The organism is Thiosulfatihalobacter marinus, from assembly GCF_016019955.1.
GTDB lineage: Bacteria > Pseudomonadota > Alphaproteobacteria > Rhodobacterales > Rhodobacteraceae > Shimia > Shimia marinus_A.
Window position 1 is genome coordinate 564,368 of record NZ_JAECRZ010000001.1, and the last position, 18,773, is coordinate 583,140.

An 18,773-nucleotide genomic window follows, 5' to 3' on the forward strand; every position below is an offset into this window, starting at 1 on the left:
GGGGCAGACTATTGCCCACAGTCGGGCGCAAAGAAATGCGGATTGGACGAGGGAGACTGCAAATGAAATTTTCGAAACTGGCCGCGGCGGCGCTGGTTGCTGCGATGGCGACCGGCGCGCAGGCAGAGGTGAAGGTGGGCATGATCACCACCCTGTCAGGCGGTGGCGCGGGCCTTGGGATCGATGTGCGCGACGGCTTTATGCTGGCGGTGAAACAGGCCGGGCGCGATGATCTGGAAGTGGTGATCGAGGATGATCAGCGCAAGCCGGATGTCGCCGTGCAACTGGCCGACAAGATGATCCAGTCCGAGAAGGTGGATGTGCTGACCGGGATCATCTGGTCGAACCTGGCCATGGCCGTGGTGCCGGCCGCCACCGCGCAGGGCAAATTCTATCTGTCGCCCAATGCCGGGCCGTCGGCGCTGGCTGGAAAGGGCTGTCATCCCAACTATTTCAACGTGGCCTGGCAGAATGACAACCTGCACGAGGCGGCGGGCGCCTATGCCAATGACGCGGGTTTCGCGAACAGCTTTATCATCGCGCCCAACTATCCGGCCGGCAAGGACGCGCTGACCGGGTACAAGCGGTTCTTCAAGGGCGATCTGGCGGGCGAGGTCTATACCAAGCTGGGCCAGACCGATTACGCGGCGGAAATCGCGCAGATCCGGGCCAGCGGCGCGGACAGCGTGTTCTTTTTCCTGCCCGGCGGCATGGGGATTTCCTTTCTCAAGCAATATGCCGACAGCGGTGTCGACCTGCCGGTGGTTGGCCCGGCCTTCAGCTTTGACCAGGGCATCTTGCAGGCCGTGGGCGACGCGGCGCTGGGGGTGAAGAACACCAGCCAGTGGAACAAGGATATCGACAACCCGGCCAACATGGCCTTTGTCGCGAGTTTCCAGGCGGAATACGGGCGGTTGCCGTCGCTTTACGCCAGCCAGGGCTTTGACACGGCGAACCTGCTGATCTCGGCCATGGACAAGGCGGATGTGAAGGACGCGGAGGCGTTTCGCGCCGCGCTGAAGGCGGCAGAGTTCGATTCGGTGCGGGGCGATTTTGCCTTTGGCAACAACCAGCACCCGATTCAGGACATCTATGTGCGCGAAGTGATCAAGGAGGGCGATGTCTATACCAACAGGATCATCGCCACCGGTCTCAAAGACCATGCGGATGCCTATGCGGCCGAGTGCAACATGTAAGTCATCAGGGCCGGGGCGCCGCGCGCGCCCCGGTATTCACCCGGTCTTTATCCGGTCTTCATCCGCTCAGGCGCCCGGTTCGGGCAGTTTCGGCGCGGTTTTGTCCAGCGCCAGTTCGGCATCGGAAAAGCGCCACGGGCCGCGCACGCCGCGCACCCCTTCAGGATCGATCACCATGCCCCGCGCCGCGATCTGGGGATCGTTCAGCGCCTCGCCCACGGAATTGATCGGGCCGGCGGGGAGGGTGGCGGCCTCCAGGTCTTGCAGCAGATCGGCACTGGAAAACCGCCTGGTTTCCGCTTCCAGCGCGGGGGTGAGCGCGTCGCGGTTGGCGACGCGCAACCGGTTGGTGGCATAGTCGGGGTGGGTGCCAAGGTCGGGGCGGGAGAGCACGTCACAGAGACGGCGGAACTGGCTGTCATTGCCGACGGCGATGATGATATGGCCATCGGCGGTGGGCACCACCTGGTAGGGCGCGATATTGGGGTGGGCGTTGCCCCGGCGCGCGGGGCTGGTGCCGGTGGCGAGATAGTTCATCGCCTGGTTGGCCAGCATCGCCGTGGCGCAATCCAGCAGCGACATGTCGATATGCTGGCCGCGCCCGGTGCTGTGGCGCTGTTCAACCGCCGCCAGAATGCCGATCGTGCCATAAAGCCCGGTGACAACATCGGTGACGGCCACACCCACTTTTTGCGGCTGGCGGTCGGGTTCGCCGGTGATCGACATCAGGCCGGAAATGCCCTGGATCATGAAATCGTACCCGGCGCGGGCGGCATAGGGGCCGTCCTGTCCGAAACCGGTGATGGAACAGTAGATCAGGCGCGGGTTCAGGGCGGACAGGCTGGAATAGTCCAGCCCGTATCTGGCCAGCCCGCCGACCTTGAAATTCTCGATCAGGATATCGGCATCGGCCACCAGATCGCGCAGCTGTTGCTGACCGTGGGCGGTGCGAAAGTCGATGACAACCGAGGATTTGCCGCGATTGGCGGCGTAGAAATAGGCCGCCGTGCTGTCGCCGTCCCGTTCGATGAAGGGCGGGCCCCATTTGCGCGTGTCGTCGCCCTCGGGGGATTCGACCTTGATCACCTCGGCGCCCAGATCGGCAAGCGATTGCCCGATCCACGGACCGGCCAGAATGCGGGCGAGTTCGATGACTTTCAGTCCTTGGAGCGGTTTCATGGGCGTCCTTTTCTAAAGATACGGAGGGGTGCAGGCGGAAATGACGATGGCCGGAGCATCGGACAGGTTGCGGAAGCGATGCGGCGCGCGGCTGTCAAAGAGATAGGCATCCCCGGCGCGCAGGGTGCGGCTTTCGGTGCCCACGGTTACGTCGATTTCGCCCGAAACAACGATGCCGCCCTCGTGGGCGTCATGGGCCAGCATGGTGTCGCCGGTGTCGGCACCCGGCTCGTAGCGTTCGTGCAGGATTTGCAGCCCGTGCGCGCGGGCGTCGCCCACCTGTTTGAGTGTCATGCGCGCGTCACCGCTGGGATAAAGGCGCGAGGTAAGATCGGAAAGGTCATCGGCGCGGAAAAAAGGCGACGTGCGCGCCGGGCTGTCGGGCTCGAAAAACTCGGCCATGCCAAGGCCAAGCCCCCCCAGGATCTTGCGCAGGCTGGCCACCGACGGGCTGGAGCGGTTGGTTTCGATCATCGAGATCTGCCCATGCGGCACCCCGGCGGCCTCGGCCAGCTGGCGCTGGGACAGGCGGTGGGCCTGGCGCAGCGCGCGCAGACGATTGCCGGTGTCGAACTCTTCCATCGCGGGCGGGTTTCCTTCAGTGTTGCCGGGACGGTTTGACAGATTCTGCCGGGCTGCGCAATTTTTTCCTAGTAATGCTCAGAAATTTGCGCAATAGGACAGGCAAACCGCACAGGGCGTTTTGAAAAGGGGGCGTTTCATGGCCAAGGATCTTGCACCGCAATCCAAACCCGACCTCGGGTCGTTCAACTGGGACGATCCGTTCCTGCTGGAAACCCAGCTGGAAGAGGATGAGCGTATGGTGCGGGATGCCGCGCGCGCCTATTGCGACGAAAAGCTGGCGCCGCGTGTCACGGCGGCGTTCGAGACCGAGCACACCGATCCGGAAATCTTTGCCGAGATGGGCGAAATGGGGTTGTTGGGCACCACCATCCCCGAAGCCTATGGCGGGATTGGCGCGAATTACGTGACCTATGGATTGGTGGCGCGCGAGGTGGAGCGGGTGGATAGCGGCTATCGGTCGATGATGTCGGTGCAAAGCTCGCTGGTGATGTATCCGATCTATGCCTATGGCTCGGAGGAACAGCGCCAAAAATACCTGCCCAGGCTGGCCAGCGGCGAATGGATCGGCTGTTTCGGACTGACCGAACCGGATGCCGGATCGGACCCGGCGGGGATGAAGACCGTCGCGAAAAAGACCGATGGCGGCTATGTGCTGAACGGTGCGAAGATGTGGATTTCCAACGCGCCGATTGCGGATGTGTTCGTGGTATGGGCGAAATCCGAGGCGCATGGCGGCAAGATCCGGGGCTTTGTTCTGGAAAAGGGCATGACGGGGCTGAGCGCGCCCAAGATCATGCACAAGGCATCGTTGCGCGCGTCGATCACCGGCGAGATCGTGATGGAGAATGTCGAGGTGGGCGAGGATGCGTTGTTGCCGGATGTCGAGGGGCTGAAGGGGCCGTTCGGCTGTTTGAACCGGGCGCGCTATGGCATTGCCTGGGGCGCGATGGGGGCGGCGGAATTCTGTTGGCACGCGGCGCGGCAATACGGGCTGGACCGCAAGCAGTTCAGGAAGCCGCTGGCGCAGACGCAGCTGTTTCAGCTGAAGCTGGCGAATATGCAGACCGAGATCACGCTGGGGCTTCAGGCGGCATTGCGGGTGGGGCGGCTGATGGACGAGGCCAATGCCGCGCCCGAGATGATCTCGCTGATCAAGCGCAACAATTGCGGCAAGGCGCTGGAGATCGCGCGCCAGTCGCGGGACATGCATGGCGGCAACGGGATCAGCCTGGAATTTGGCGTGATCCGGCATATGGTGAACCTGGAAACGGTGAACACCTATGAGGGCACGCATGACGTGCACGCGCTGATCCTGGGCCGGGCGCAGACCGGGTTGCAGGCGTTTTTCTGAAGGCTATGTCGACTTATGCGCCGGATCGCATGCGATCCGGTTCGCGCCCGACCCCGCCCCCCAGGGCGGGCGCGAACCTCTGCTGCGCGTAAATACGTTACGTCGTACTTGCGTGAAAATGCGAGCCTCGCGCACCCTGATCCTGACTTCAGGGGAGGTGTGCCATGCTGGGATTTGACGCGATCACGTCGGGCGATCTGTATTTCAACGACACGCACCACATGCTGCGCGCACAGCTGCGCCGGTTCGTGGCCGAAGAGATCAAACCCTATGCCGATCAATGGGAAATTGACGGGCTGACGCCGCGCGCATTGTTGCGGCAGATGGGGGAGTTGGGATTCCTTGGTATCCGCTATCCAGAGGCCTTTGGCGGCTCGGACATGGATCAGATGGCCTCGGTTGTGTTGGCCGAGGAGCTGGGGCGCTGCACCTATGCCGGCGTGGCCATCACGGCGCTGGTGCATACGGACATGGCCTCGGTGCACATTTTCAACGCCGGGAGCGCGGCGCAGAAGGCCGCGTGGCTGCCGCGCTGCATTGCGGGCGAGGTGATCACGGCGGTGGCGGTGACGGAACCGGGGGCCGGTTCGGATGTGAAGGGCATCCGCACAACGGCGCGACGGGACGGGGATGTGTTTGTTCTGAACGGTACAAAAATGTTCATTACCAACGGGGTACACGGCGATCTTTACTGTGTGGCGGCCAAGACCGGGGGCGAGAGGGCAAGCCAGAGCGTGACCATGTTTCTGGTGGAGAAGGGCACGCCCGGTTTCACCGTGTCGCGGGCGCTGGACAAACATGGCTGGCGCAGTTCGGATACGGCGGAGCTGTCGTTTGCGGATGCGCGGGTGCCCGCGGAAAACGTGCTGGGGGTCGAGGGGCGCGGATTTTACGAGATCATGAAGAATTTCCAGAACGAGCGGCTGGTTCTGGGGGCGATGTGTCTGGGAGAGGCGCAGGCGGCGATGGAGATGACGCTGGACTATCTGCGCGCCCGATCGGCCTTTGGGGCGCCGTTATGGGAGAAACAGGCCATTCGCCAGCGCATGGCTGCGCTTGCGGCGCGGATCGAGGCAGCGCGGCACCTGGTCTACGGGACGGCGGCGCGCGCCGCAAAGGGGGCGGACGTGGTGCGCGAGGTGTCGATGATCAAGGCGCTGTGTGGCGAGCTGGTGAACGATGTGATGTATGCGTGCGTTCAGTTCCACGGCGGCATGGGGTTCATGCGCGAGAGCCCGATCGAGCGCATGGCGCGGGATGCGCGGGTGCAAAGCATCGGAGGGGGCGCCACCGAAGTGATGCTGGAAGAGGTGGCCAGGCGGCTTTAGCCGCGCAGGCGGGCGGTTTCCGTAGCATCGATTTCAGGCGGGGTGCCGGTGAGGGCGACACCAAAGAGCTCGCGCGCCTGATCGGGCGTGTAGCGGCCAAGGCGCACGTCTTCGCACACGGCCTGGGGCGGGCGGGTGAGCGGATCGCCATAGCCGCCGCCGCCCGGTGTACGCACATGCACGCGGTCGCCCGCGCGGAGCGGGATGTCCTGTTCCTTGGAGAGATGCGGCGGCGTATGGGGCTGGCCGTTGCGCGTGACGGTCACGCGGTTCACGCCGCCATCCGCGCCGCCCAGAACGCCCTGCGGGCCAAAGCGGCCGTGATCCATCACGAAACTGGCCAGCGCCGTGCCCCGGCGCAGTTCGACCTCGTAATCAATGCCGAAGCCACCGCGATGACAACCCGCGCCGCCCGAGCCTTCGTGCAGGGCGTAGCGGTGGTAGAGCACCGGAAAGGCCTGTTCCATGATCTCGACCGGGGGGGCCTTGGAAATGCCGATGGTGGAGCAGCCGTTGGAAAGGCCGTCATGGGTGGCGTTGCCGCCGTAACCGCCACCGGAAATCTGGTACATGACAAAATCGCGCCCGCGCGCCGGGTCATGGCCGCCAAGGGCGAAATTGCCGCTGGTTCCGGCTGGCGCGGCGGTGACACGATCGGGCAGGGCGGGGACGAGCGCGGCAAAGACCGCTTCGGCAATGCGTTGCGAAACTTCGGCGGCGCAGCCCGAGACCGGGCGGGGGTAATGGGCATCCAGAAAGGTGTTTTCGATGCCTCTGACGCGCAGCGGTTCGAACGCCCCGGCGCTCATCGGGACTTCGGGGAAGATGTGGCGCATGGCAAGATAGACCGCCGACAGGGTTGTGGCGCGCACCGAGTTCATCGGGCCCATGCAGGGCGGGCTGGATCCTGCGAAGTCGAACACCAGATCGGGGCCGTCGCGGAACACGGTCAGATTGATCGCGAGCGGTTCGTTGACCACGCCGTCGCTGTCGATCCAGGCGGTCGCGCTGTGGCGGCCCCGGGGGATGTCGGCGATGAAGGCGCGCATCTGGGTGGCGGCGCGGCGGCGCAATTCGGCAATGGCCTGGGCCACGTCGTCGTCGCCGTAGCGATCCATCAGCGCGTTCAGGCGGTCTTCGCCCACCAGCAGCGCGGCGGCCTGGGCCTGAACGTCGCCGATACGCTGATCGGCCACGCGGATATTGGAACAGATGATGGAAAAGATTTCGCTGTCCAGTTCGCCCTGTTTGAACAGGCGCACCGGGGGCAGGCGCAGCCCTTCCTGTTCCACCGCCGTGGCCGAGGCCGAAAACCCGCCGGGCACCGCGCCGCCGGTGTCGGGCCAGTGGCCGGTATTGGAGAGCCAGCAGAACAGTTTGCCGCCGCGATAGAAGGGTTTGGCAAAGCGCACATCCATCAGGTGCGTGCCGCCCAGATAGGGATCGTTGACGATATAGATGTCACCGGGTTGCGGTGGTGGGGTCTTGCCGTTTGCGATGCGCTCGATCAGCACGCGGGTGGAATATTGCATGGTGCCCACGAAGACGGGCAATCCGCCCGCGCCCTGCGCGATCAGCGCGCCATCGCGGGCGGCATAGATACCGTCGGAGCGGTCATTGGCCTCGGCGATGACGGGGGAGAAGGCGGCGCGCGAAAATGACAGGTCCATCTCGTCGCAAACCTGTTGCAGCCCGGCCTGGATGACGGTGAGGGTGATGGGATCAAGGGTCATGGCGGGGGCCTATGGTGATGATGAGGTTGCCGTCGCGATCCGCCTGTGCGCGATCGCCCGGTTCGATCAGGACGGTGGTGTCCATCTGATCGAGAATGGCCGGACCGGTGAGTGCGAAGGCCGCGGGCAGGTGTTCGCGGCGATAGATCGGCGTGTCGTGCCAGGTGCCGTCAAAGAACACGGGCCGGGCGCCGGTCCGGGCCTGATCCAGCGAGGGCTTGCGCGCCGCCGGATCCAGCAGGGCAGAGAGATCCAGCGCGGCGCGGGTGCCGATGACCGAGGTGTTCACATTGACCACATTGGCGCGGATCGTATCGAGCCGCACGCGGAACCGGTCAAAATAGGCTTTTTCGAACAGCGATTGCAGCGTGGCGCGATCGGGGTCGGGATCGGAGAGGGGCACGCGCAGCAGGTGGGTCTGGCCGATGAACTGCATGTCCAGCGAATAAAGCTGGCGGGTTGCGCTGATGGCGATCCTTTCCTTGGCGATCAGGCGCGCGCCCTCGTCGGCCTGTTCGCGCAGGATGGCGGCAATGCGGCCAGGCTCCAGCGCATCAAGCGGCGTGTTGATGGTGCGCACAAAGTCGTGGCGCAGATCGGCGACAACGCAGCCGATGGCGTTGGTGATGCCGGGGCGGGCCGGGACAAGCACGCGGGGAATGCCCAGTTCGCGAGCCAGTGCACAGGCGTGCAACGGTCCCGCGCCGCCAAAGGCGAACAGCGCGAAATCGCGCGGATCGGCGCCCAGCGAGATCGAGACCATGCGGATGGCGCCGGCCATTTTCATGTTGGCCACACGGATCACGGCATCTGCGGCATCGGTGGCGCAGAGGCCAAGCGGCTGGCCCAGTTTCCGGTCAAATATCTGTGCGATGTCGGGCGCGCCGATACCGCCGTCGATGGTGTTGAGCCGGGAGGGATCGAGCCGCCCCAACAGCAGGTTGGCATCCGAAATGGTCGGGTTGGTGCCGCCCTTGCCGTAACAGATCGGCCCCGGTGTGGCGCCGGCGCTGTCGGGACCGACTTGCAGCAGCCCGGCGGCGTTGACCCGCGCGATGGACCCGCCCCCGGCGCCCACGGTGCGCACATCGACCATGGGCACATGGATCGGCATGGCGTATTCCACCTCGATCTCGTTGGAGACCGCCGGTTCGGCATCGCGGATCAGGGCGACATCGGTGGACGTGCCGCCCATGTCATAGGTGATCAGGTTCTCCAGCCCGGCGCGCCGCCCGGTATAGGCGGCGGCCATCACGCCCGAGGCGGGACCGGACATCACCGTCTTGGCCGCTTCGCGCGAGACATGCGCCGCGCTGACCATGCCGCCATTGCCGTTCATCACCAGCAATTCGCCGCTGTAGCCACCGCCGGACAACTCGTCGACAAGGCGGCGGATATAGCGATCCAGCAACGGCTGAACGGCGGCATTGGCCGCGGCTGTCACGCCGCGTTCAAACTCGCGGCTTTCCGACAGGAGCGCATGGCCCAGCGTGATGTGATCGTTGGGCCAGAGTTCCCGCAGGATTTCGGCGCTGCGCAATTCGTGGACGGGGTTTGCATAGGCGTGCAGGTAATGCACGACGACCGAGACACAGCCCGCGCTTAGCAGGGCCTGCGCCGCGCCGCGCAGGGCGGTTTCGTCCAGCGGGGTGACGACCTGCCCGCCGGCATCCATGCGTTCGGGCACCTCCAGACGCAGATCGCGCGGGATCAGGGGGGTGAATTGCCCGGTCATGCCATAGGCCTGTGGGCGCGTGCGCCGGCCCAGTTCCAGGATGTCGCGGAATCCGGCCGTGGTGATCAGCCCGGTGCGCGCCAGCTTGCGCTCCAGTACGGCATTGGTGGTGGTGGTGGTGCCATGCACGATCAGGTCCAGCGCGGCGAGGTCGATTTCGGCGGTGGACAGCGCGTGCATCACGCCAAAGGCCTGATTGTCGAGCGTGCTGGGCACCTTGGCCAGCCGGACGCGGCCCCGGGCCGGATCCAGCGCCACCAGATCGGTAAAGGTGCCCCCCACGTCGACACCGACCACCGCGCCCCGAGAATCGCCCATGCCAGTCCCCTGTTGCCGAATTTGTTTGTGTGCGAATGATGTCTGCCCGGCGCCCCGTCTGTCAATCCACGCAGCGCCCTGTCCATACGGCTTTGGGGGCATCGGGCGGCGTGACGGATGATTGATGTCGATCAGGGTGTGTGGCTTTGGTTGCGGCGTTGATACGCGTGCAAACCGGCGTGCCGGGCCCGGCCACGCCGCATCGCCGGGCGGCGCTTTTGCAGGCAACTCTTGCCATGTTCATGATTTATTACACATTTTTCGCGCTTTGGTGGCTTGCATCGCGGCGCGGTCTTTGAAAAAAGACCTTCCCTCTGGACACAAGGCCGGTTCGTTTGCACTCTAACAACAGCAAAGAGACCGGAAAACGGCCCGTCCTGCCACACCGACAAGGGGGAATTTCCATGACCAAATCCAACAAGACACCCACCCGGCGCGAGGCGATGAAGACGCTGGCGCTTGGGGCGGGGGCCGCGAGCCTGCCGCTTTGGGCGCGCTATGCCGGGGCGCAAAGCAGTGCGCCGATCCGTATCGGTTTCCAGGTGCACCGCACCGGGATCGGCGCGGCCTACGGGCGCTGGTATGACCGTACCACCACCGCCGCGGCGGCGCTGATCAACGAAGGGGGCGGCATCAACGGGCGCCCGGTGGAGATCATCGCCGAGGATGATGGCACCGATCCCAAGCGCGGCGCCGAGGTGGTGGAGAAATTTGCCACCCAGTACAATTGCGATATCGGGTTCGGTACCCTGTTTTCGCATGTGGTGATCGGCTCGGCCCCGCGCGCGGGCGAGCTGAAGCTGCCCTATTTTGTGGTGTCCGAGGGGCATCACGTGGCCAGCGGCATGTTGAACCGCTATACGCTGCAACCGGGCATCACCGATGTGAAAAGCCAGGTTCAGGCGATGGCGCCGTTCGTGGCCAACACGCTGGGCAAGAAGGTGACGATGATCTTCCCGGATTTTGCATTCGGCCATGATCACCGCGACTATTTCACCGCCGCGATCGAGGCGCAGGGCGGGCAGGTTCTGGAACATATTGCCATTCCGCCGACGGAAACCTCTTTTACCAAGTATTTCCCGAAAATCCCGCGCGATACCGAAGTGATCTATCATGTGATGGTGGGGCCGGCGGTGCTGACCTTTGTGAAGGAGCTGGGCGAGTTCTTTGGCCCCCAGCGGCCCGAGATGTTCGGCTTTATCGACAGTCTGGAAGCGGTGGACATTTCCAGCCCGGGGCTGGAATTTCTGGAGGGCACTTATTTCTGGGAAGGCAACCCGCGTCAGGCGCAGGCGGACCAGTCGCCCTATGACGCGTTCTATCGCGAACGTGTCGGGGTGGATGCCAATGGCGCCTCGGTGGACGATGCCAGGGATGTGTCCACCTATTCCCATATGTTCGGCTGTTGGGAAACGCTGCATGTGGTCAAGGCCGGGATGGAGGCCGCCGGATATGCCGGGCCGCAGGACCGCGCCAGCCTGATCGAGGCGGTGGAGGCGATGACCGACATGCCCCATTCCAATGCCCATCCGCAGGGCGCCAAGCTGTTCAACGGCAAGACGCACCAGGTGTTCGGGCATCAGTATATCACCAAGGTGACGGGCGGAAAGCTGTTGCTGGTGCATACCACGTCGATCGAGGACACGCTGTATCCTGACGAGGCGGATTACACCACGCAGGCGTTCTAGGCGCCGCACCACAGGCCCGGCCCACATAAACTGGGCCGGGTAAAACACTGAGATAGCTGGAATTTCAGGCGAGGCGGGGGCAATTCATGGAAATCGGGCCTTATCTGATGCTGGCCTCGCTGGAGGGCGCGGTCACGGCGGCGGTGCTGGCATTGACGGCGGTGGGGCTGAGCCTGGTCTTTGGGGTGATGCGCGTGGTCAACGTGGCGCATGGCGAGTTCTTCATGCTGGGCGCGGTGCTGGCCTGGTGGGTGACTGGTTTGATTGGCGGGCATCCGGCGCTGGGGTTTGCAATGGCGCTGGTGCTGGTGCCGGTGCTGGTGGCGGGGATCGCCGTGGCGGCGGACATGACGATCCTGAAGCGGATCGCCTATGATCCCGAGCGGACCATCGTGGCGACAATTGGTATTTTATATATCATTCAGCAGGTTACGCTTATGACCTATGGGCCGGAGGCGCGTCCCGTCACGCCGCCTTTCAACACGCGGCTGGCGCTGCCCTGGGTCGAATTCGCCGACGGCGCACCGCGGCTTTACTGGCCCTGGGGGTTGAGCACGACAAGTTACAAGCTGGGCGTGATTGCCGCCGCGGGGGGCGTTCTGGTGGGGGTCTGGGCGTTGATGGCGCGCACGCGAATCGGGCTGTTGATGCGCGCCACGCAGCTGGACCGCGACATGGCGCTGGCCTTTGGCATCCCGGTCGAGCGGGTCTATGCGCTGGTCTTTGGCATCGGCGCCGGGCTGGCGGCGCTGGCGGCGGTGCTGATCGTGCCGATCCAGCAGGCGCATTACCTGATGGGGGGCGACCCGCTTTTGCTGTCGTTCATCGTGGTGATCATCGGCGGGCTGGGGAGCCTGCCGGGCACCGTGCTGGCGGCGGTGCTGATCGGGCTGTCGGACGGAATCATCTCGGTGTTTTTCTCGCCCACGCTGGCCAAGATCCTGGCGACGCTTCTGGTGGCGCTGGTGCTGGTGTTCCGCCCGCAGGGATTGTTCGGAGCCAGACCGCGATGAGGGACGGGCGCAAGACGCTGGGGCTGCATCTGGGGCTGTTGGCGCTGTTGTTCGCGTTGCAGTTCGTGCTGCCGGCCTATCATCACGGCAACCTTGCCCGCATCATGGTGCTGGCGGCCTATGCGGTGGGTTACAATATCCTGTTCGGGTATACCGGGCTTCTGAGCCTTGGCCATGCGCTGTTCTTTGCCGCCGGGATGTATGGCATGGGGCTTTTGGTCAATCAGACCGGCGCGGCGCCACTTGCGGCGCTGATGGCCGGGGTGATCGCCGGCGCGCTGGTGGCGGCGGCGCTGGGGGTGCTGGCGCTGCGCACCGAGGGCGTGGCCTTTATGATCGTGACGCTGATGTTTGCGCAGGCGGGATACCTGACCGTGCTGTATTTCGGGGCCTATACGCGGGGCGATGAAGGGTTTGTCATCCAGCAGGCGCAACGGGTGATGGCGGGGATCGACCTGAGCGATCCGTCCAACCGGTATTTCGCGGGGCTGCTGGTGTTCGGGCTGGCCATGCTGATCAACCTGTGGCTAGTGCGGACGCGTTTTGGCCGGGTGTTGATCGCCATTCGCGAAAACGAGGAACGCGCCCGGATGCTGGGCTATGACGTGTTTGTCCACAAGCTGGGCGCGGTGGTGTTGTCGGGAACGATTTCCGCAATGGCGGGCGCAAGTTACGGGCTGTTGTTCGGCTATGTGGGGGCCAGTTTCGCGTCTGTGCAATATTCTATCTTTCCGCTGCTCTGGGTCTTGCTGGGCGGGGCGGGCACGGTGATCGGGCCGTTTCTGGGCACGCTGTTCATGTTCTATCTGATCGACCTGAGTTCCGGGCTGACCACCGCCTATATGCTGATTGCGGGGGTGGCGCTGGTGCTGTTGACGCTTTTCGCGCCGCAGGGGCTGGCGGGGGAGCTGCGCAACCGGGTTTGGAGGTGGTTGCCGTGACGCTTTTGTCAACGCAGGGTTTATCCAGGAATTTTGATGGGTTGCGCGCCGTTCATGACGTGGATTTCGACCTGCCGGAGGGGCAGGTACGTGCGTTGATCGGGCCCAATGGCGCGGGCAAGACCACGTTTGTGAGCATGTTGTGTGGCCGCATCCTGCCCAGTTCGGGCCGGGTGATGTTCGGCGGCAAGGACATTTCCCATCTGCCGGCGCATCGGCGCATCAATCTGGGCATGGCCTATACGTTCCAGATCACGTCGGTTTTTGCCAATCTCAGCGTGTTCGAAAACGTCGCGCTTGCGGCGCGCCGTCGGGTGGCCGGGGCAGAGGTGGCGCCGGTTGTCAACGCGGTGCTGGGCCGTGTCGGGCTGCACGAGCGCCCTGACCAGAACGCCGGAGACCTGAGTTATGGCCACCAGCGCCTGCTGGAGATCGCCATGGGGCTGGCGCAGGCGCCCCGGCTGCTGATCCTGGATGAACCGACGCAGGGGCTGACCGATCAGGAGATCGCCGACTTCAAGGCATTGATTGGCGACCTGAAGGCGACAACGACGATTCTTTTGATCGAGCACAACATGAGCGTGGTCATGGAAGTCGCTGATATCGTGACGGTTTTGAATTTCGGAGAGGTGCTGGCGGAAGGCCCGCCCGAGGCCGTTCACGCCAACCCGGCGGTGCAGGCGGCCTATCTGGGGACGGGGTGATGCTGGAACTGGACGGGATCAATGTGGCCTATGGCAAGGCGCAGGTGCTGAGGGATGTATCGCTGAGCGTGGCGCCTGGGGAAATCCTGTGTCTGCTGGGGCGCAATGGCGCGGGCAAGACCACGACGATGAAGGCGATCATGGGGCTTTTGCCGCTGATGTCGGGGCGGGTTGTGGTGAATGGGACGGCGGTGTCGGACCTGCCGGCGCACAAGGTGCCCGCGGTTGGTGTGGGGTATGTGCCCCAGGGGCGGCGGCTGTTTGGCGAATTGACCGTGGCGCAGAACCTGGAAATCGGCCTGCGGGTGCGGCGCGGCGGGCCGGAGGTTCTGGACGGGGTTCTGGCGCTGTTCCCGCGGCTGGCAGAGCGTTGGTCGCAGCGGGCGCAAACGCTTTCGGGCGGGGAGCAGCAGATGCTGGCCACCGCGCGGGCCTTGTGTTTGCAGCCGTCGGTTTTGTTGCTGGATGAACCGACCGAAGGGCTGCAACCGTCGATGATCGAGGCGATCCGGCAGGTGATCACAGTCATGCGCGACCGGGGGGTTGCCGTTTTGCTGGTGGAGCAGCGTGTGGACGCGGTGCTGAGTGTCGCCGACCGGGTGGCCTTTATCGAGAACGGCCGCAACCTGGAGACCCTGCCGGCCGAGGCGCTGCGCGCCGATCACGCGATTGTCGAGCGGCATCTGGGGGTGTGACGCGGTTTCGCAGGGGGGGCGTGCCCTAGGGTCAGGACCCATTAATCCTGCACCACTGGCGCAGGATTAATGGGTCCTGACCCTAGGTCAGCTTGCGCAACAACAGCAGGAACACCGCCCGTTCGCCCTCGGTCAGGGGCGCGAGTGTGGATGCGGTGATCTCCTGGGCGCGGGGCAGGAGCCGGTCATAGGCGGCCCAGGCCGCGGCGGTGGGTTTGAGCAAAAGCCGCCGCTGATCCGTCGGATCGGGCTTGTCGGCGACAAAGCCCTTGCGGCGCAGCCGATCGACCACCCCCTTGATCGTGGCTGCATCCATCGCGGTGGCACGGCCCAGGGCATTCTGGGAAATCTCGCCCAGTTCGCACAGCTTGGCCAGGGCGGCGAACTGGGTGGGCGTCAGTTCCGGGATCAGGCTGGCGAACAGGGCCAGGTGGCGCTGGTTGGCGCGGCGCATGACAAAGCCCACCTGATCGTCCAGTTTATAGTCAATCGGGTCGGTTGCGGCGGGCGCGGTCATCGCGGTGTCCTTGGGTTGTGCGGCTGTTGTTGACAGGGTTTGTACGGTGCCGCAAAATCCATTTGCGTACAAACAATATGGATCACCCCGGAAACAGGGTGGGAGGCCAGAATGGGGATATATCACCGCCCATGCAACCTCGAAGACGCGCTGTGGGTATTGGCCGGGGGCGGGGTGACGATTGCGGCCGGGTGCACGGATCTGTTTGCGGCGACGGACGCGCCGGAACTGGCGGGGCCGGTTCTGGACATCACCGCGCTTGACGCGTTGCGCGGAGTGCAGGCGACGGCCGAGGGCTGGCGGATTGGCGCGGCAACCCCCTGGGCGGAGATTGCCCGCGCGCCCTTGCCGGGCGGGTTTGACATGTTGCGGGCGGCCGCGCGCGAGGTGGGGTCGGTGCAGATCCAGAATGCCGCTACGGTGGCCGGCAACCTGTGCAACGCCTCGCCCGCCGCCGATGGCGTGCCGGCGTTGCTGGCGCTGGAGGCGGAGGTCGAACTGGCCTCGGTTCGGGGGCGGCGGCGGGTGCGGCTGGAGGATTTTCTGACCGGGGTGCGGCAGACGGCACTGGCGGGCGATGAAATGGTGCTGGCGGTGCATGTGCCGCGCCATGGCGCAGATGGGCAGAGCCGGTTTTTGAAGCTGGGCGCGCGCCGCTATATGGTGATCTCGATTGCCATGGTGGCCGTGCGTGTGGTGTTGACGCAGGACCGTATCGACAGGGCGGCCATTGCCGTGGGCGCGTGCAGCCCGGTGGCGCGCCGCCTGCCGGCGGTTGAGGCGGCGCTTGCCGGGCTGCCCCTGGCCAGGGCGGCGGGCGCGGTGGATGCGGCCGCAATTGGCGCGGCGCTGGATCCGATCACCGACATGCGCGCCGGGGCGGGCTATCGCGGCGCGGCGGCGGGCGAATTGGTGCGGCGGGCCTTGCGGGAAATTGCCGGAGGGGCGTCATGAAGGACGAGGTGGGTATTCCGCTGATCGTGAACGGAACCCCTTGCCAGGTTTCGGCAGGGCCGGGGCGGCGGCTGTCGCAGGTGCTGCGCGAGGATCTGGGTTTGCGCGGCACCAAGGTGGGCTGTGACGCGGGCGATTGCGGGGCCTGTTCGGTGCTGATGGATGGGGCGGTGACTTGCGCCTGTCTGATGCCGGTTGCCCAGGCGGCGGGGCGCGCGGTGGAAACTGTCGAGGCGTTGGGACCGGGGGGGCCTGATGCGTTGCAGCGCGCCTTTCTGCGCCACGGGGCGGCGCAGTGCGGGATTTGCACGCCAGGCATGTTGATGGCGGCGACGGCGTTGATCCGGCGCAGCCCGGCCCCGACGCGGGCCGAGGTGGAGGAGGCGCTTGGGGGCGTTCTGTGCCGGTGCACCGGCTATGCCAGGATCGTGGATGCGGTGATGGATGTGGCCGGAGCGGCGTCTGGTCCGGTGCCTGGGCGGGGCGCGGCGGTGGGCGCGTCTGTCGAGCGGCTGGACGGTGTGCCCAAGGTGCTTGGGACCGAACGGTTCGGGGCTGACGAGGTGCCCGAGGGCGCGCTGTTGGTGCGGGCGGTGCGATCGCCCCATGCCCATGCGGGATTTCATTTTGGCGATCTGGCGGCCTGGTCCGCGCGCCATGGCGTGGAGGTGTTCACCGCCGCTGATATTCCCGGTGACAACCGGTTCAGCGTGATCCCGGCCTTTGCCGATCAGCCGGCGCTGGCCGATGGTGTGGCGCGGATGCGCGGCGAGGCTGTGGCGGTGGTGGCCGGTGCGCCAGAGGTGATCGAAGCGCTGGAATTCGGCGACTTTCCGGTGACATGGGAGCCGCGGGAGGCGCTGGAGGATGCGTGTGCGGCGCAAGGCGACGGCGTAGCGCGGATACATGCGGATCGCGCGGGCAACGTGCTGATCAAGGGGCATGTCAGGACCGGCGATCCGCTGGGCGCGCTGGACGGGGCGGCGCATGTGGTGGCGCGCGAGATCGAGACCGGCTGGGTGGAACATGCCTATATCGAGCCCGAGGCCGGTGTTGCCTGGATGGAGGGCGATGTTCTGAATATCCGGGCCTGCACACAGGCGCCGGTGATGGACCGCGATGACACGGCGCGGGTGCTGGGCCTGCCGCCTGGGCGGGTGCGGATACGCCCTGCGGCCACGGGGGGCGGGTTTGGCGCAAAGCTGGACCTGTCGCTGCAACCGCTGATCGGGCTGGTGACGCTGAAGACCGGGCGCCCGGCGCGCATGGTCTTTACCCGGCGCGAGAGCATGGCGGCGACCACGAAACGCCATCCTGCCAGGATGCGCGCGCGGATCGGTGCCGATGCCGGCGGACGCCTGTGCGGGATGTGGTTTGACGGGGATTTTGATACCGGCGCCTATGCCAGCTGGGGGCCGACAGTGGCGGTGCGGGTGCCGGTTCATGCGTCGGGGCCGTATAAGGTGCCCCATTACCGGGCCGAGGCGCGGGCGGTGCATACCAACGGGCCGGTGGCGGGCGCGTTTCGCGGCTTTGGCGTGCCGCAGGCGGCGATCTTGCAGGAAACGATGTTTGACGAACTGGCGGATGCGGTCGGGCTGGATCGGCTGGAGTTTCGCCGGGTAAACGCGCTGCGCGACGGGCAGGCGAGCGTATGCGGACAGGTGTTGCAGGGCGTTGGCATCGCGGCCTGTCTGGAGGCATTGCAGGAGGAGTGGCGCGCCGGATCGGCGCGGGTGGCGGCGTTCAATGCGAAAGGTGGCGACATGAGACGGGGGCTGGGCGTGGCCAGTTGCTGGTATGGGTGTGGCAACACGGCGCTGCCCAACCCCTCGACGATCCGTATTGGCGTGACCCCGGCGGGCGCGGTGCGGCTGCATCAGGGGGCAATGGATATCGGGCAGGGCGCCAACACGGTGATTGCGCAGATCGCGGCGGATGCGCTGGGGCTGCCGGTGCATGCGCTGGAGCTGGTGGATGCCGATACCGCGCAGACGCCCGATTGCGGCAAGACCTCTGCCAGCCGACAGACCGTGGTGACGGGCAATGCCGCGTTGCGCGCCGGGCAGGCGTTGCGTGCTCGGATACTGGCGCTGACCAATATGGGGGATGGCGCGCGGCTGGCGCTGGAGAACGGCACGCTGGTGGTGAGCGATGGCGCGCGGCGCGCGGTGGTGGAGCCGGCCCGGCTGTCGGTGGGGCCGCTGGGCTATGTGCTGGTGGCCGAGGAAACCTATGATCCGCCGACGCAGGCGTTGGACGAGAACGGGCAGGGCGCGCCCTATGCGGTCTATGGGTATGGCGCGCAGATGGCCGAGTTGGAGGTGGATACAAGGCTGGGCACGGTGAGGGTGCTGCGCATGGTGGCGGCGCATGATCTGGGCCGGGTGATCAATCCGCAACTGGCCGAAGGGCAGATCGAGGGCGGAATCGCGCAGGGGCTGGGGCTTGCGCTGATGGAGGAATATGTGCCGGGGCGCACGGACAATCTGCATGATTATCTGATCCCGACAGTGGGCGACATGCCCGAAATCCGCTCGATCCTGATCGAGGTGCCGGACCCCGAAGGGCCGATGGGCGCCAAGGGGCTGGGCGAACATGTGCTGATCCCCACGGCACCGGCGATCTTGAACGCGATCCGCCATGCCTGCGGAGCACGGATCACGCGGTTGCCGGCGCGGCCCGACCGGGTGCTGGCGGCGATACGGGAGGCGGAGTCATGAGCGGTGAGCGGTGGCTGCGCTCGCCCGGATGGGCGCTTTGGCGGAGCGGTGAAACGCGTGGCTCGGGTCGTGAAAGTCGCGAGGGATCATATGGTTGCGGCGTTGAAAGCGCC

General features: G+C 65.5%; 15 protein-coding genes. 10 read left to right on the forward strand and 5 right to left on the reverse strand.

Annotation, left to right across the window (positions count from 1 at the left end; genetic code table 11):
• The first annotated feature begins 62 nt into the window (after nucleotides 1–62).
• A complete protein-coding gene (locus tag I3253_RS02715; RefSeq protein WP_197916079.1) occupies nucleotides 63–1,196 on the forward strand; it encodes an ABC transporter substrate-binding protein in 1,134 nt (377 codons plus the stop codon).
• A 66-nt stretch (nucleotides 1,197–1,262) separates the two neighbouring features.
• Here I3253_RS02715 and I3253_RS02720 read toward each other — a convergent pair whose 3' ends face one another.
• Both I3253_RS02720 and I3253_RS02725 read right to left on the reverse strand, forming a co-directional pair.
• The gene (locus tag I3253_RS02720; RefSeq protein ID WP_197916080.1) at nucleotides 1,263–2,375 is read right to left on the reverse strand and encodes a CaiB/BaiF CoA transferase family protein; all 1,113 of its coding nucleotides are present in this window, start codon (nucleotides 2,373–2,375) and stop codon (nucleotides 1,263–1,265) included.
• A 12-nt stretch (nucleotides 2,376–2,387) separates the two neighbouring features.
• Nucleotides 2,388–2,957: a cupin domain-containing protein gene (locus I3253_RS02725; RefSeq protein WP_197916081.1), complete on the reverse strand. Its 570-nt coding sequence runs from the start codon at nucleotides 2,955–2,957 to the stop codon at nucleotides 2,388–2,390.
• Nucleotides 2,958–3,096: 139 nt separating this feature from the next.
• On the opposite strand from I3253_RS02725, the gene I3253_RS02730 reads away from it, so the two are divergent.
• Nucleotides 3,097–4,311 (forward strand): acyl-CoA dehydrogenase, encoded by a 1,215-nt coding sequence (locus tag I3253_RS02730; RefSeq protein WP_197916082.1) that lies wholly within the window; start codon nucleotides 3,097–3,099, stop codon nucleotides 4,309–4,311.
• Nucleotides 4,312–4,475: 164 nt separating this feature from the next.
• Nucleotides 4,476–5,639, forward strand: a complete 1,164-nt coding sequence (locus tag I3253_RS02735) for an acyl-CoA dehydrogenase family protein (protein WP_197916083.1) — start codon at nucleotides 4,476–4,478, stop codon at nucleotides 5,637–5,639.
• Here the strand turns inward: I3253_RS02735 and I3253_RS02740 are convergent.
• Nucleotides 5,636–7,372, reverse strand: a complete 1,737-nt coding sequence (locus I3253_RS02740) for a hydantoinase B/oxoprolinase family protein (RefSeq protein WP_197916084.1) — start codon at nucleotides 7,370–7,372, stop codon at nucleotides 5,636–5,638. The genes I3253_RS02735 and I3253_RS02740 overlap by 4 nt on opposite strands.
• A complete protein-coding gene (locus I3253_RS02745; RefSeq protein WP_197916085.1) occupies nucleotides 7,362–9,425 on the reverse strand; it encodes a hydantoinase/oxoprolinase family protein in 2,064 nt (687 codons plus the stop codon). The genes I3253_RS02740 and I3253_RS02745 overlap by 11 nt, the downstream gene beginning before the upstream one ends.
• A gap of 404 nt (nucleotides 9,426–9,829) precedes the next feature.
• On the opposite strand from I3253_RS02745, the gene I3253_RS02750 reads away from it, so the two are divergent.
• The 5 genes from I3253_RS02750 to I3253_RS02770 all read left to right on the forward strand — a co-directional run bounded on the left by I3253_RS02750 (nucleotide 9,830) and on the right by I3253_RS02770 (nucleotide 14,466).
• A complete protein-coding gene (locus tag I3253_RS02750) occupies nucleotides 9,830–11,113 on the forward strand; it encodes an ABC transporter substrate-binding protein (protein ID WP_197916086.1) in 1,284 nt (427 codons plus the stop codon).
• An 86-nt stretch (nucleotides 11,114–11,199) separates the two neighbouring features.
• A complete protein-coding gene (locus I3253_RS02755) occupies nucleotides 11,200–12,126 on the forward strand; it encodes a branched-chain amino acid ABC transporter permease (RefSeq protein WP_197916087.1) in 927 nt (308 codons plus the stop codon).
• Entirely contained in the window at nucleotides 12,123–13,067 is a 945-nt protein-coding gene (locus I3253_RS02760; protein ID WP_197916088.1) for a branched-chain amino acid ABC transporter permease, read from the forward strand. The genes I3253_RS02755 and I3253_RS02760 overlap by 4 nt, the downstream gene beginning before the upstream one ends.
• Nucleotides 13,064–13,771, forward strand: coding sequence for an ABC transporter ATP-binding protein (locus I3253_RS02765; RefSeq protein WP_197916089.1), 708 nt, complete (start codon nucleotides 13,064–13,066; stop codon nucleotides 13,769–13,771). The genes I3253_RS02760 and I3253_RS02765 overlap by 4 nt, the downstream gene beginning before the upstream one ends.
• Nucleotides 13,771–14,466, forward strand: coding sequence for an ABC transporter ATP-binding protein (locus I3253_RS02770; RefSeq protein ID WP_197916090.1), 696 nt, complete (start codon nucleotides 13,771–13,773; stop codon nucleotides 14,464–14,466). The genes I3253_RS02765 and I3253_RS02770 overlap by 1 nt, the downstream gene beginning before the upstream one ends.
• Nucleotides 14,467–14,548: 82 nt before the next feature.
• Here the strand turns inward: I3253_RS02770 and I3253_RS02775 are convergent, their stop codons facing one another.
• The gene (locus tag I3253_RS02775; RefSeq protein WP_197916091.1) at nucleotides 14,549–14,983 is read right to left on the reverse strand and encodes a MarR family winged helix-turn-helix transcriptional regulator; all 435 of its coding nucleotides are present in this window, start codon (nucleotides 14,981–14,983) and stop codon (nucleotides 14,549–14,551) included.
• 111 nt (nucleotides 14,984–15,094) lie between these two features.
• Here I3253_RS02775 and I3253_RS02780 point away from each other — a divergent pair, with 111 nt between their 5' ends.
• Together I3253_RS02780 and I3253_RS02785 are read left to right on the forward strand one after the other, a co-directional pair.
• Nucleotides 15,095–15,937 (forward strand): FAD binding domain-containing protein, encoded by an 843-nt coding sequence (locus I3253_RS02780; RefSeq protein ID WP_197916092.1) that lies wholly within the window; start codon nucleotides 15,095–15,097, stop codon nucleotides 15,935–15,937.
• A complete protein-coding gene (locus I3253_RS02785; RefSeq protein WP_197916093.1) occupies nucleotides 15,934–18,660 on the forward strand; it encodes a molybdopterin-dependent oxidoreductase in 2,727 nt (908 codons plus the stop codon). Before I3253_RS02780 ends, I3253_RS02785 begins: the two co-directional genes overlap by 4 nt.
• Nucleotides 18,661–18,773: the final 113 nt, after the last annotated feature.

Excerpts from the sequence above, each read along its gene's own strand:
- I3253_RS02715 (WP_197916079.1), top strand. The coding sequence starts at position 63 with ATGAAATTTTCGAAACTGGCCGCGGCGGCGCTGGTTGCTGCGATGGCG.
- I3253_RS02745 (WP_197916085.1), bottom strand. The coding sequence starts at position 9,425 with ATGGGCGATTCTCGGGGCGCGGTGGTCGGTGTCGACGTGGGGGGCACC.
- I3253_RS02755 (WP_197916087.1), top strand. The coding sequence starts at position 11,200 with ATGGAAATCGGGCCTTATCTGATGCTGGCCTCGCTGGAGGGCGCGGTC.
- I3253_RS02775 (WP_197916091.1), bottom strand. The coding sequence starts at position 14,983 with ATGACCGCGCCCGCCGCAACCGACCCGATTGACTATAAACTGGACGAT.
- I3253_RS02720 (WP_197916080.1), bottom strand. The coding sequence starts at position 2,375 with ATGAAACCGCTCCAAGGACTGAAAGTCATCGAACTCGCCCGCATTCTG.
- I3253_RS02730 (WP_197916082.1), top strand. The coding sequence starts at position 3,097 with ATGGCCAAGGATCTTGCACCGCAATCCAAACCCGACCTCGGGTCGTTC.
- I3253_RS02725 (WP_197916081.1), bottom strand. The coding sequence starts at position 2,957 with ATGGAAGAGTTCGACACCGGCAATCGTCTGCGCGCGCTGCGCCAGGCC.
- I3253_RS02780 (WP_197916092.1), top strand. The coding sequence starts at position 15,095 with ATGGGGATATATCACCGCCCATGCAACCTCGAAGACGCGCTGTGGGTA.
- I3253_RS02740 (WP_197916084.1), bottom strand. The coding sequence starts at position 7,372 with ATGACCCTTGATCCCATCACCCTCACCGTCATCCAGGCCGGGCTGCAA.
- I3253_RS02735 (WP_197916083.1), top strand. The coding sequence starts at position 4,476 with ATGCTGGGATTTGACGCGATCACGTCGGGCGATCTGTATTTCAACGAC.
- I3253_RS02750 (WP_197916086.1), top strand. The coding sequence starts at position 9,830 with ATGACCAAATCCAACAAGACACCCACCCGGCGCGAGGCGATGAAGACG.
- I3253_RS02785 (WP_197916093.1), top strand. The coding sequence starts at position 15,934 with ATGAAGGACGAGGTGGGTATTCCGCTGATCGTGAACGGAACCCCTTGC.
- I3253_RS02770 (WP_197916090.1), top strand. The coding sequence starts at position 13,771 with ATGCTGGAACTGGACGGGATCAATGTGGCCTATGGCAAGGCGCAGGTG.
- I3253_RS02760 (WP_197916088.1), top strand. The coding sequence starts at position 12,123 with ATGAGGGACGGGCGCAAGACGCTGGGGCTGCATCTGGGGCTGTTGGCG.